The sequence below is a fragment of the Sphingobium fuliginis genome (assembly GCF_004152845.1).
GTDB lineage: Bacteria > Pseudomonadota > Alphaproteobacteria > Sphingomonadales > Sphingomonadaceae > Sphingobium > Sphingobium fuliginis.
This window is the reverse complement of record NZ_SEON01000009.1, coordinates 90,158-101,987: the sequence shown is the minus strand read 5'-3', so window position 1 is coordinate 101,987 and position 11,830 is coordinate 90,158. Positions and strand designations below refer to the sequence as shown.

Annotated in this window: 13 protein-coding genes and 1 tRNA gene; 13 read left to right on the top strand and 1 reads right to left on the bottom strand. The window is 63.0% G+C overall.

Going from position 1 to position 11,830, the window contains the following annotated elements; translation table 11 throughout:
• Positions 1 to 53: 53 nt before the first annotated feature.
• The 13 genes from EWH10_RS18895 (at position 54) to tnpC (ending at position 10,520) form a co-directional block, all read left to right on the top strand.
• A complete protein-coding gene (locus tag EWH10_RS18895) occupies positions 54 to 2,081 on the top strand; it encodes a M13 family metallopeptidase (RefSeq protein WP_044661222.1) in 2,028 nt (675 codons plus the stop codon).
• A 253-nt stretch (positions 2,082 to 2,334) separates the two neighbouring features.
• Positions 2,335 to 2,718, top strand: coding sequence for a hypothetical protein (locus tag EWH10_RS18890; protein WP_371873097.1), 384 nt, complete (start codon positions 2,335 to 2,337; stop codon positions 2,716 to 2,718).
• Positions 2,719 to 2,774: 56 nt separating this feature from the next.
• Positions 2,775 to 4,064 carry an adenosylmethionine--8-amino-7-oxononanoate transaminase gene (locus EWH10_RS18885; protein WP_065847229.1) on the top strand — a complete coding sequence of 430 codons (1,290 nt, stop codon included), beginning with the start codon at positions 2,775 to 2,777 and terminating at the stop codon, positions 4,062 to 4,064.
• A gap of 59 nt (positions 4,065 to 4,123) precedes the next feature.
• The gene (infA, locus tag EWH10_RS18880; protein ID WP_003049127.1) at positions 4,124 to 4,342 is read left to right on the top strand and encodes a translation initiation factor IF-1; all 219 of its coding nucleotides are present in this window, start codon (positions 4,124 to 4,126) and stop codon (positions 4,340 to 4,342) included.
• Positions 4,343 to 4,354: 12 nt separating this feature from the next.
• Entirely contained in the window at positions 4,355 to 4,927 is a 573-nt protein-coding gene (locus tag EWH10_RS18875) for a Maf family protein (RefSeq protein ID WP_044661225.1), read from the top strand.
• A 6-nt stretch (positions 4,928 to 4,933) separates the two neighbouring features.
• Positions 4,934 to 5,923, top strand: coding sequence for a ribonuclease (locus tag EWH10_RS18870; protein WP_065847227.1), 990 nt, complete (start codon positions 4,934 to 4,936; stop codon positions 5,921 to 5,923).
• Positions 5,913 to 6,107 carry a DNA gyrase inhibitor YacG gene (locus tag EWH10_RS18865; RefSeq protein ID WP_083199170.1) on the top strand — a complete coding sequence of 65 codons (195 nt, stop codon included), beginning with the start codon at positions 5,913 to 5,915 and terminating at the stop codon, positions 6,105 to 6,107. Before EWH10_RS18870 ends, EWH10_RS18865 begins: the two co-directional genes overlap by 11 nt.
• A 51-nt stretch (positions 6,108 to 6,158) precedes the next feature.
• Positions 6,159 to 6,234 (top strand) — tRNA-Phe (locus EWH10_RS18860).
• 173 nt (positions 6,235 to 6,407) lie between these two features.
• Complete coding sequence (locus tag EWH10_RS18855; protein ID WP_065847238.1) at positions 6,408 to 7,634, top strand: tyrosine-type recombinase/integrase; 1,227 nt, start codon at positions 6,408 to 6,410, stop codon at positions 7,632 to 7,634.
• 36 nt (positions 7,635 to 7,670) lie between these two features.
• Positions 7,671 to 8,105 carry a hypothetical protein gene (locus EWH10_RS18850; RefSeq protein WP_130030169.1) on the top strand — a complete coding sequence of 145 codons (435 nt, stop codon included), beginning with the start codon at positions 7,671 to 7,673 and terminating at the stop codon, positions 8,103 to 8,105.
• Between the two features lie 67 nt (positions 8,106 to 8,172).
• The gene (tnpA, locus tag EWH10_RS18845; protein WP_065847223.1) at positions 8,173 to 8,502 is read left to right on the top strand and encodes an IS66-like element accessory protein TnpA; all 330 of its coding nucleotides are present in this window, start codon (positions 8,173 to 8,175) and stop codon (positions 8,500 to 8,502) included.
• Positions 8,499 to 8,846 (top strand): IS66 family insertion sequence element accessory protein TnpB, encoded by a 348-nt coding sequence (tnpB, locus tag EWH10_RS18840; protein WP_065847221.1) that lies wholly within the window; start codon positions 8,499 to 8,501, stop codon positions 8,844 to 8,846. Before tnpA ends, tnpB begins: the two co-directional genes overlap by 4 nt.
• A gap of 60 nt (positions 8,847 to 8,906) precedes the next feature.
• A complete protein-coding gene (gene tnpC / locus EWH10_RS18835; protein ID WP_065847236.1) occupies positions 8,907 to 10,520 on the top strand; it encodes an IS66 family transposase in 1,614 nt (537 codons plus the stop codon).
• A 321-nt stretch (positions 10,521 to 10,841) separates the two neighbouring features.
• On the opposite strand, the gene EWH10_RS18830 is transcribed toward tnpC, so the two are convergent.
• Positions 10,842 to 11,798 carry an Abi family protein gene (locus EWH10_RS18830; RefSeq protein ID WP_229742735.1) on the bottom strand — a complete coding sequence of 319 codons (957 nt, stop codon included), beginning with the start codon at positions 11,796 to 11,798 and terminating at the stop codon, positions 10,842 to 10,844.
• Positions 11,799 to 11,830 lie beyond the last annotated feature (32 nt).

Here is an 11,830-nt window from a genome sequence, read left to right as displayed (position 1 = left end):
CTCGCTTCGAAGCGCTCAATTCCCTGCATCGCATAAAGCAAGGGAAAGCTTTGATGAAATATCTCCTCCTCGGCGCGGCGGCAGTTGCGCTGGCCGCAGGCGCGTCCGTGGCCCAGACCGGTCAGACGACCGACCCCGCCGCAAAGCCCACCTATGGCAGCTACGGCTTCGACAGCGCCGGCATGGACAGGTCGGTGAAGCCCGGCGACGATTTCTACGACTACGCCAACGGTAGCTGGGCGAAGAACACGCCCATCCCCGCCGACAAGTCCAATTACGGCGCTTTCAACACGCTGGACGATCTGTCCCGCGAACGGACCAAGGCCATTCTCGACGCCGCGCAGGGCGATCCGAACAGCAAGATCGGCAATGCCTATGCCAGCTATCTCGACGCCGCGACGGTGGAGAAGAAGGGCCTGAACCCCGTCAAGCCGTGGCTCGCGAAGATCGGGGCGGTGAAGGACAAGGCGTCCTATGCCCGGCTCGCCGCCGAAGCCGCCCGCGCCGGCATCGACGGCCCCTTCGGCTTCTACGTCAATCAGGACGACAAGGACCCGGAAACCTACATCCTCGTCCTGCACCAGTCGGGCCTGGGCCTGCCCGACCGCGACTTCTACCTGGAACCCGACGCCAAGATGGCGGCGATCCGCACCGCCTATGTCGCGCATCTGGAAAAGATGCTGACCCTAGCGGGAGAAAGTGATGCCAAGGCCCGCGCCGCCGCGCTGATGGCGTTCGAAACGGAAGTGGCCAAGGTCCACTGGACCCAGGTCGACAGCCGCGACGCCGACAAGACCTATAACAAGATGACGCTGGCCGATCTGCAAAAGGCCGCGCCGGGCTTCGACTTCGCCGCCTTTTTCGCCGCCAACAGGCTCGCGCCCAAGGATCTGCTGGTGTCGCAGCCCAGCGCCGTGGCCGGGGAAGCCGCGCTGATCGCCAAGACCCCGGTCGGCGTGCTCAAGGACGCGCTGCTGCTGCGCACGCTGCACGGCTTTGCCGACCAGTTGCCGGACGCGGTCGCCAATGAGAATTTCGCCTTCTACGGCACCACCCTCTCAGGCACGCCGGAGCGCGAGGCGCGCTGGAAGCGGGCGGTGGACTTCCTCAAATCCTCCATGGGAGAGGAAGTGGGCAAGGTCTATGTCGCCAAATATTTTCCGCCCGAAACCAAGGCGGCGATGGACCAGCTCGTCAGGAACGTGATCGCCGCCATGGGCCGCCGCATCGACGGTCTCACCTGGATGAGCGACGCCGCCAAGGCCCGCGCCCACAAGAAGCTGGCGGCCTTCACGCCCAAGATCGGCTATCCCGACAAATGGCGCGACTATAGCGGCCTGACGATGCAGCGCGGCGACCTGTTCGGCAATGCGCTGCGGTCGAACCAGTATGAGTTCGACTATCAGATGGGCAAGCTCGGCAAGCCCATTTATCGCTGGGAATGGGGCATGACCCCGATGGAGATCAACGCCTACGCCAATTTCGGCATGGTGGAGATCGTCTTCCCCGCCGCCATTCTGCAACCGCCCTTCTTCGATCCCCATGCCGATCCGGCGGTCAATTATGGCGGCATCGGCGCGGTGATCGGCCATGAACTCAGCCATCATTTCGACGATCAGGGCGCGAAATATGATGAGACCGGCAAGCTCAACCAATGGTGGAGCGATCAGGACGTCGCCAATTTCAAGGCGCTGACCGACAGGCTGGTCAAGCAATATGACGCCTATGAACCCTTCCCGGGCGCGCATGTGAAGGGCGCCTTCACCCTGGGCGAGAATATCGGGGACCTGGCCGGAGTCGCGGTGGCGCTCGACGCCTATCACGCATCCCTGGGCGGCAAGCCCGCGCCGGTGATCGACGGCACCACCGGCGACGAGCGCTTCTTCCTGGGCTGGGCGCAGGTGTGGCGGCGCAATTATCGCGAACCCAATCTGCGCCAGCGGCTCGTCACCGATCCGCATTCGCCATCGCAATATCGTACCGACACCGTACGCAACTTCGATCAGTGGTATGCGGCTTTCAAGCCTGATGCGGGCGGCAAGATCTATCTTGCACCGCAAGATCGCGTGAAGATCTGGTAAGGATATGGAGCGGGGGCCGGAAGTGATTCCGGCCCCATTTTCGTTCTTGTTACGTAATGATTTCATCGGACGATGAATCGTGAGTTACGGGCGATTAACCGCATTTTCTTTGTTGACCGTCTCTTAAATGCAACATTTTGTCGGATCGCCCTTTTATCGGTTCAACCTCTTCCTCAGCTTGGCGTTCAAAGTCTGTGCAAGTTTGAGGAGAAGCATTTTGACGGGTCTGAAATCAATCATTCTGAAAAGCGGCATGGCCTCGATCGCGCTGGCGGTCGCAGGCCCGGCGCTGGCGCAGGGCGCTGCCGCTCCCGCCGCCCCGGCTGCTCCAGCGGCGGCGGGCGCGAGCACGTTCAGCGATGCGGAGATCAAGCAGTTCGCCGCCGCTGCGGTCGAGGTGACGAAAATTCAGCAGGATACGTCCATCGCTGAAGCCGACAAGCAGCCCAAGATGCTGGCCGCGCTTCAGGCGTCCGGCATTCCGCCGGAAAAGTTCAACCAGATCGGCCAGGCGGCTGCGGCTGACCCCGCGCTCCAGCAGAAGATCCAGGCGGCGGCTCCGTCCGCGCCCGCCGCTCCGGCGGCGCCTGCGGCCGGTGCGGCTCCGGCTTCGCCGACCACGCCGCCCGCCCAGTAAGCGCGGCGTTGGAAGCATCATTGCATTGGGGGAGGTCATCGGCCTAAGCAGCGGCCATGACCTCTCCCGTCTGGCACCCTTTTTTCCAGCATGGCTTGAACGAGCCGATCCCCCTCGTCCGCCGGGCCGAGGGGGCTTTGCTGCATCTGGCCGACGGCGGCACGCTGATCGACTGCATTTCAAGCTGGTGGGTCACGACCCACGGCCATTGCCATCCCCGGATCGCCGCGGCGATCGCCGGGCAGGCCGGGCGGCTCGACCAGCTGATCTTCGCCGGCTACACCCATGAACCAGCGGAGGAGGTGGCGCGCGGGCTGATCGAACTGGCCCCCAGGGCCGCGGACCGCGACCCGCTCGCTCATGCCTTCTTCTCGGACAGCGGCTCCACGGCGGTCGAAGTGGCGCTGAAAATGGCGCTTGGCTACTGGCACAACCGGGCGCTGGACGGCCTTTCCGACCCGCGCCACCGCATCCTCGTCCTCCAGCACAGCTATCATGGCGACACCATCGGCGCCATGTCGGTGGGGGAACGCGGGGTCTATAACGCCGCCTGGTCGCCGCTGCTGTTCGATGTGGACACGGTCCCCTTTCCCCATGAGGGCAAGGAACAGGCGACGCTCGACGCGCTGGAGGCCGCCTGCGCGCAAAGGCCGGCCGCCTTCATCGTCGAACCGCTGATCCTGGGGGCAGGGGGGATGCTGATCTACCCGCCTTCCGTCCTGCGGGACATGGCGGCGATCTGCGCGCGCCACGACGTCCTTTTCATCGCGGACGAGGTGATGACCGGCTGGGGCCGCACCGGCGCCCTTTTCGCCTGCGATCAGGCCGGCGTGGTGCCGGACATCATGGCCGTGGCGAAGGGCATCACCGGCGGCGCGATCCCGCTCGCCGCGACGCTCGCCACGCCGCGCATCTTCGACGCGCACAGGTCCACCGACCGCGCCCGCCTTTTCTACCATTCCAGCAGCTACACGGCCAACGCCATCGCCTGCGCCGCCGCCGCCGCCAATCTCGCCATCTGGCGGGAGGAGGATGTGCTTGGCCGCATCGCAACTCTCGGCCAGGCCATGGCGGATCGACTCGAAGAACTCGGCGCGCATCCCGCCTTTGCCAAGGCTCGCCGGCTGGGCGCCATCGCCGCCATCGACCTGATCACGCCGGACGCCGGCTATCTGTCCGACGTCGCGCCGCGCCTGCGCGCCTTTGCCCATGAAAACGGCCTCTTGCTGCGGCCGCTGGGAAACACCATCTATCTGATGCCGCCCTATTGCCTTGACGCAGATCAGCTCGATCACGTCTTCGCGGTGCTTCAAAAAGCCGGTGAAAAGTTCGGACGTCCCGCCTGACTTTCTTTTTCCGCATTTTGGCGCTATGGCGGCGCGATTTTTCGGCTTTCCAGGATATTATGGCAAAAGAAGAACTGCTTGAAATGCGCGGACAGGTTGTGGAGCTTCTCCCCAACGCCATGTTCCGCGTGCGGCTTGAAAATGATCACGAGATCCTCGGCCACACTGCCGGCAAGATGCGCAAGAATCGCATCCGCGTGCTGGTGGGCGACGAAGTGCTGGTCGAACTGACCCCCTACGACCTGACCAAGGGTCGGATCACCTACCGCTTCAAATAAGCCGCCTCACGCATGCGGCTCATCCTTGCTTCGGCTTCTCCCAGACGGTGTGAACTTCTGGGTCAGATCGGCGCGTCTCCGGACGCGGTGGACCCGGCCGACCTCGACGAAACACCCCGGAAGGGCGAACTTCCCGCCGCCTACGCCGCTCGCGTCGCCGCCGAAAAGGGCGCGCTGGTGGCAGGGCGTCACCCCGGCGCCTTGGTCCTGTCTGGCGACACGGTGGTCGCCGCCGGTCGCCGCATCCTGCCCAAGACGGAAACGGAAGCCGAAGCGCGCGAGTGCCTCCAACTCCTGTCCGGCCGCCGCCATCGCGTCTTCAGCGCAATCACCCTGATCGACGCGGAGGGCAAGGCCCGCCACCGCCTCTCGACCAATATCGTCACGTTCAAACGGCTCGATCGCCCCGAAATCGAAGCCTATATCGCTTCTGAAGAATGGCGCGGCAAGGCGGGCGGCTATGCGATACAGGGCCGCGCCGCCGGACTCATCCGCGCCATGCAGGGCAGCCACAGCGCGATCATGGGCCTGCCCCTCTACGAAACCCGCGCGCTGCTCAAGGCAGCGGGCTATCCACTGGACTAACCACACATGGCCGAATGGCTCTACGAAGAAGGCATTGGCGAGGCCCGCGCCGCGCTGATCGAAAAGGGCCGGCTGGTCGAAGCGCAGATCGAGCGGGAAAGCGACGCCGCCCGTGCCGGTGCGGTCATACAGGGCAAGCTTATCCGCACCGTCATCCCGAAGAAGCGCGGCATCGCCCGCCTGATCTCCGGCGAGGAAGTGCTGGTCGAACCCATCCCCCCGAAGATCGCGGAGGGCGCGACAATCCTCCTCGAAATCCTGCGCGAAGCCATCCCGGAGGAAGGGCGCGCCAAGCTCGCCAAGGCGCGCATTGCCCAGCCCGGCTCCAAGGCGCATCCCGCCCCCAGCCTGCTCCAGCGCCTGCGCGCCACCGGCCTGCCCATCATCCCCTGCCCCGCGCATGAGGAAGACCGCTTCGAAGCCCATGGCTGGAGCGAACTGATGGAAGAGGCGATCTCCGGCGAGATCGGCACGGAGGAAGCGGCGCTGCGCATCTTCCCCACGCCCGCGATGATCCTGATCGACGTCGACGGCTCCCTGCCCCCGGCCAAGCTCGGCCCCAAGGGCGCGAAGCTGGCGGCGCAGGCGATCCGCCGCATGGGCCTGACCGGCTCGATCGGCATCGACCTGCCGACGATGAACAACAAGGACGAGCGCGCCGTCGCCTCCGCCCAGATCGACAAATATCTGCCGCTCCCCTTCGAGCGCACGGCGGTCAACGGCTTCGGCTTCGTCCAGATCATCCGCCGCCGGGAACGCATGAACCTCATGGAACTGCTCCGCGCCGACCCGGTCGAGACGGCGGCCCTGGCGCTGCTGCGCCGCGCCGAGCGCCACGGCAATGGCGGCCCCGCGACGATCACGGCAGCGCCTGCGATCATCGACCGCCTGCACAAGGCGACCGACTGGATCGAACAGCTCGCCAAACGCCGCGGCGGCGTGATCGGCTTGAAGGCGGACGCGGCACTAACCATATCGGCCGGCCATGTCTTCTAAAGCCTCCTCCTGCCCGATCTGCGGCCAGCCCTCGCACCCCGAAACCCGCCCTTTCTGCGGAAAGGCCTGCCGCGATCGCGACCTTCTGCAATGGCTGGGCGAGGGCTACCGCGTCCCCGGCGCACCTGCTTCAGACGAGATGAAAAAAAGTGACGAAGATGGGGTAGACAGCACCCCGGCCTGATGCCTATAGGCACGCCTCACCAAACGACAGGTGGTCCTCACCGTCGCCCGTGCCCGGGTAGCTCAGTTGGTAGAGCATGCGACTGAAAATCGCAGTGTCGGCGGTTCGACTCCGTCCCCGGGCACCATTTGTTCTTTTTTCCTCATCCAGCAGCGTCCAGTGCCATCCAGAAAATGGCGGAAAACGTGGGTTTTTCAATAGCCCCTCGTCCCCCCACGTCCCCGGGGGTGCACTGTCAGCCACCCCCTGATCATGGTATTTTCATGGTATCCGGCAATTTGCCATTTCGGAGATACCATGATGGCCCTCACGGTGACGGCGATAAATGCAGCAAAATCAAAGGATAAGCCATACAAGCTGACCGATGGCTTGGGCCTATATCTTCTGGTCAAGGAGACGGGCGGCCGCCTCTGGCGGATGAACTACAGCTTCCTCGGAAAACAGAAGACGCTCTCCTTTGGCAGCTACCCCGAAGTATCTCTCGCCAAGGCTCGCGAGAAGAGAACGGCGGCGCGGGAAGCGCTGGCGGACGGGCAAGACCCGGCTGAAGTGCGGAAGGCCAAGGTTCGCGAGGCAAAGGCCAAATCAGAGGAAACCTTCAAGGCGATCGCCGATGAGTGGCTTGCCCGCCTTGAGATCGAGGGGCGTGCGTCCAAGACGCTCCAGAAGATGCGCTGGCTGCTCGATCTCGCCTACCCACTCATTGGCAACCGGCCCATCGCAGACCTCACTGCACCCGAATTGCTGGAAGTCCTCCGCACGGTTGAGGTGCGCGGGCGGTATGAGACGGCAAACCGCCTTCGCAGCACCTTCGGCACGATCTTTCGCTACGCGATCGTGACCGGGCGCGCGCAGCGGGACGTGGCCGTCGATCTTCGCGGCGCGCTAATAACGCCGAAGCCGCAACACCGGGCGGCGATCCTGGAGCCCAAGGCACTTGGCGGCCTCCTTCGCGCGGTCGATGCCCATGACGGCCAGCCCACTGTGCGAATCGCGCTGAAGATGCTGCCGCATATGTTCCCGCGCCCTGGCGAACTGCGAATGGCTGAATGGAAGGAATTCGATTTCGAGGCGGCCGTCTGGACCATCCCGGCGGCGAAGACGAAGATGCGTCGTCCCCATAAAGTGCCGCTCACGCAGCAAGTCCTGGACATGCTGGCCGAACTGGAACCGATTACCGGCAGCGGCAAATATCTCTTCCCCAGCGTTCGTTCCGCTGATCGACCGATTACCGACAATACTCTCAATGCCGCGCTGCGACGGCTCGGGTTCGGGAAAGACGAGGTGACGGCCCATGGGTTCCGGGCCACCGCAAGCACGCTCCTGAACGAAATGGGCAAGTGGCATCCGGACGCCATCGAACGCCAGTTGGCGCATGTCGAATCCAATGATGTTCGACGAGCGTATGCGCGCGGCACTCATTGGGACGAGCGTGTCAGGATGATGCGGCACTGGTCGAACTACCTTGATGACTTGCAGACCGGCGGGAAGGTGCTGAAGGCGAATTTCAGGCGCGCAACGAAGTGAGCGTCGTAGGCTGGGCGAACTGGGGGAGATCGAAGCATGTCTTCGGAAATTAGTGAACCTGTCCCTGGCTCGATCGCGGTAGGAAGCCTTGCTCAGGCAAAGAGGCACAAGCGACGATTTGATGCCATCATCACTCTTGAAGATCCGCATGCACGGCAGAATTTGCGGCTTCGATTTGGAGGTAAGCCTGCGCCAGCGCATCTTGTCCTGACGTTTGAGGATGTGGATGTCACGAGCCTTGGCATCCGCGTTGCAACCGCTGAGCAGGTTGGCGCGGCGATAGAATTTGCTCGGCTCCATATGGAAGGTTCTTTGCTAGTTCACTGCTTTCACGGCGTCGGGCGCTCGACCGCGATCGCTCTAGCCATAATTGCCGACCGGCTTGGTCCGGGCGCAGAACGCGAAGCGCTCGATCGCCTGCTGGCGGTCCGCCCTGAGGGTATCGCTCCGGTGAGGGCCGCCTTGCGGTGATCGGCTGATATTTTGACATGGCACCGGTGCAAACGCCGGTGTTTGCACCGATACTAAGGACGGTGCGATGAGCCAGATTACGGTAATTTCGGGGCCGGAGCGGCGGCGTGTATGGACCGACCAGCAGAAGCGCGAACTGGTCGCGGCGGTTTCGGCGCCCGGTGCGAACGTGGCGGAGATTGCCCGCCGCGCCGATCTTCGGCCGAACCAGATCTACAGATGGCGGCGAGAGATGGGGCAGGCAGCCCAAGGCTTTGCAGAAGTGCAGGTGCAGCCCGATCCGATGCCAACGAGCGGATCGGCGATCATCGTGGAGTTCGAGCGGGCGATCGTGCGCATAACTGCTGGCGCCTCGCCGGGGCTGGTGTCGGCGGTGCTGCGGTCGGTCAAGCCGTGATCCCAGTCCCCTCCGGCGTTCGGATATGGATTGCAACGGGGCACACGGACATGCGGCGCGGCATGCGCAGCCTGGCCCTGCAGGTGCAGCAAAGTTTCGGACGTGATCCCTTCGCGGGCGACCTCTACATTTTCAGGGGACGCCGCGGCGACCTCTGCAAGATCATCTGGCATGATGGTGTCGGCATGTCGCTTTATGCCAAGCGGCTGGAGCGCGGGAAGTACATCTGGCCCTCTGCGGTGAACGGGGTGATTGCCATTTCCCCCTCGCAGATGGCCTGCATGTTGGAGGCGATCGACTGGCGTAATCCGCAGGCCACCTGGCGCCCGACATTGGCCGGATAAAAGCCCCGGCATGACCTAAGAAGCTAGGGATTTCGGTGCTTTTCGGCTATGCCATTGGCCATGGGGACCGAAGCGCAAGCAGAGATCGACAGCCTTCGCGAGCGGCTTGCCGCTGCCGAGGCTGTCGCCGCTGAAGTCGCCCGCATCAAGGCCATCAACGCTGACCTGGAAGCCCGCAACGCCCTTCTCGAACTGCAGAACGAGAAGATGCGTCGTACCCTTTTTGGCCAGCGATCCGAACGCACGCGCCATCTGCTCGACCAGATGGAACTGACCTTCGAGGAGTGCGAGACCGCTGCCAGCGAAGATGAGCTTCTGGCTGCCCTGGCAGCGGCGAAGACCAACGTCGCACCGTTTGAACGCAAGCGGCCCGCCCGCAAGCCCTTGCCTGAGCATCTGCCACGCGAACGCGTCGTCATCGCCGCGCCCGATGCGTGCCCCTGCTGCGGCTCGGATCGGCTGTGCAAGCTGGGTGAGGATATTACCGAGACACTTGAGGTCGTGCCGCGCCAGTGGAAGGTGGTTCAGACCGTGCGGGAGAAGTTCTCCTGCCGTGATTGCGAGAAGATCACCCAACCGCCGGCGCCTTTCCACGTCACGCCCCGCGGGCTCTTTGGCCCCAGCTTCCTGGCGATGCTGCTGTTCGAGAAGTTCGGCGCGCATCAGCCGCTCAACCGCCAGCGTGACCGCTATGCCCGGGAGGGCGTGGACCTGAGCCTATCCACCCTGGCCGATCAAGTCGGCACCTGCACCGCTGCGCTGATGCCGCTCTATCTGTTGATCGAGGCGCATGTCCTGGTCGCGGAGCGGCTGCATGGCGACGATACGACGGTGCCGGTGCTGGCCAAGACCAAGACCGATACGGGCCGGATCTGGACCTATGTCCGGGATGATCGACCTTTTGGCGGACCCGCGCCGCCTGCGGCGATCTTCCATTATTCCCGCGACCGGCGGGGCGAGCATCCCGTGGGCCATCTTCGTAGTTGGAGAGGCATCCTTCAGGCTGACGCCTATGCCGGTTATAATGCGCTGTTCCATGGCGATCGCCTGCCGGCGCCGCTCACCCGTGCCCTGTGCTGGAGCCACGCGCGCCGCTATTTCTTCGAGCTTGCCGATGTCGCCGCGCAGCTCAAGAAGCGCCGCAAAAAGGCCGTTATCTCGCCGCTGGCAGTGGAGGCGGTCCGCCGCATCGACGCGATTTTCGATATCGAGCGCGCCATCAACGGCAGATCGGCCCAGGAGCGCCTTGCTCTTCGGCAGGAACTCAGCGCACCGCTGGTTGCCGATCTGGAAGAATGGATGCGCGACAGCCGGTTGAAGCTATCGAAGAACAGCGATGTGGCCGAGGCCATGGATTACATGCTCAAGACATGGCCCGCCTTCGCAGCCTTCCTCGACGACGGCCGCATATGCCTCTCGAACAACGCGGCGGAACGGGCGCTCAGAGGTATAGCCCTGGGCAGAAAATCATGGCTCTTCGCCGGTTCAGATCGCGGCGGTCAGCGCACTGCCTTCATGCTGAGCCTCATCGGCACGGCGAAGCTCAACGACATCGATCCGCAGGCTTGGCTTGCCGACGTTCTCGCGCGCATCGCCGACATCCCCCAGAACCGTCTTCACGAACTGCTGCCCTGGAATTGGTGCGCGCCCGAGGATCAACGCGAAGCCGCCTGATCCGTGGCCTTCACCGAATGCCTACCCCTGAGGCTACACCCAATCTCGTTGTCGTGGAATTGGCTGATCGAATTCTGCAACGATCCGGGCATCTGGTTGCGGCGTTGGCAGCCTGGGAGGCGACCATTCCTCGACTCGAGGTGGCGCGCGCCGCGAGGCTCAAGCTGGCTCAGGCACATCCAGAACTTTATGCGCGGATTTGAAGTCGCGGTAAAAACTGAGGTTTCGAATTTGCAGTTTCGTATTGCTTCGGCAGGCCTAGTCGCCGGTGTCGCGCTAATGTGGGAGATCGCATCGAATGTCTTGCCATCGCCGCCTGCCCTAAAGCCATAAAGGACGGCCAGACCACCCAGCCGGAAATCCCATCATCGTAAGGTGACCTGTCGGATGGGTCGCTAGCAACGCCTTCAGATCGGCCGCCCAAGTAGAAGTCGGATCCACCTTTCCAGCAAGAAAGCCGATCAAGACCAGCGAATTGTAAAGCATAGCAGGGCCATTTCCAGCCGGCGGTTCCAAGGTTGCGGCTAGGTCGGCGGGCTTGTTAGGCAGTTTCGGCCTGATCAGAAATCCGCGGTTCCACAGACGAGCGTGATGCGCGCAGCTATTTCGTACGATCGAGAGATGTTTGAGAATGGGAACGAGGAGCGCTTCGGGTAAACCCAAGGGTTGGGCAATTACATTCCGTAGAGCCCTGTCATCCAAAGAGGAATACCAGCGGGATAGTTGGCCGAAAGACATCATCTCAGCCACCATCCATACCGGGGGCATTGCCGGATCATCATATGTCTTTCGGTAATGATCGATATAGGTTTCGGGGGACGTACCGACCTCGCGCGCAAGGCGTGAAAGATTGTCGTGGAACTGGCGACGGTCGGTGTAGAGCGCAGCATCCAGATAGCCGTGCGGGCCGCCATGCTGTGCCAGCGCATAAGCCCAGCTTCCTCTAACTGCGACTTCAATTCTTTCAATCGCATTCAACAGCAACAGCCTCAAGCGGCGGTCAAACTCGTAAAGGGCGGTAATTGTATCGAAGTCAGTACCGGGCAGGAATCTTGGACCGGGCTGGCCCTTAGGCTTTTCGAATGGGAGCCAATAAGCGCTCAAGCGATAGTAGCTGACATGGCGGAGCCAATGCTCTGCACGAGGAACATCTGCGATCGCCATGCCTTGCGCTGTCAGGTGCGCAATCTGCTGGGCGATCGTCGTTGCGGGTTTATTGAAAGGGCGAGTCACCAAGCTACTTAGCTTCTGTGGTGCTGAAAATAAAAGACCCGCCAAGTGTGCATGCCCTTTCGGGTAGAGGCCTGGCG

What these genes read in the sequence shown, in the direction of transcription:
- EWH10_RS18890 (WP_371873097.1), top strand. Translation starts at nt 2,335, where the DNA reads ATGGCCTCGATCGCGCTGGCGGTCGCAGGCCCGGCGCTGGCGCAGGGC.
- tnpA (WP_065847223.1), top strand. Translation starts at nt 8,173, where the DNA reads ATGAGCCAGATTACGGTAATTTCGGGGCCGGAGCGGCGGCGTGTATGG.
- EWH10_RS18870 (WP_065847227.1), top strand. Translation starts at nt 4,934, where the DNA reads ATGGCCGAATGGCTCTACGAAGAAGGCATTGGCGAGGCCCGCGCCGCG.
- EWH10_RS18850 (WP_130030169.1), top strand. Translation starts at nt 7,671, where the DNA reads ATGTCTTCGGAAATTAGTGAACCTGTCCCTGGCTCGATCGCGGTAGGA.
- EWH10_RS18855 (WP_065847238.1), top strand. Translation starts at nt 6,408, where the DNA reads ATGGCCCTCACGGTGACGGCGATAAATGCAGCAAAATCAAAGGATAAG.
- tnpC (WP_065847236.1), top strand. Translation starts at nt 8,907, where the DNA reads ATGGGGACCGAAGCGCAAGCAGAGATCGACAGCCTTCGCGAGCGGCTT.
- EWH10_RS18895 (WP_044661222.1), top strand. Translation starts at nt 54, where the DNA reads ATGAAATATCTCCTCCTCGGCGCGGCGGCAGTTGCGCTGGCCGCAGGC.
- EWH10_RS18865 (WP_083199170.1), top strand. Translation starts at nt 5,913, where the DNA reads ATGTCTTCTAAAGCCTCCTCCTGCCCGATCTGCGGCCAGCCCTCGCAC.
- infA (WP_003049127.1), top strand. Translation starts at nt 4,124, where the DNA reads ATGGCAAAAGAAGAACTGCTTGAAATGCGCGGACAGGTTGTGGAGCTT.
- EWH10_RS18885 (WP_065847229.1), top strand. Translation starts at nt 2,775, where the DNA reads ATGACCTCTCCCGTCTGGCACCCTTTTTTCCAGCATGGCTTGAACGAG.
- EWH10_RS18875 (WP_044661225.1), top strand. Translation starts at nt 4,355, where the DNA reads ATGCGGCTCATCCTTGCTTCGGCTTCTCCCAGACGGTGTGAACTTCTG.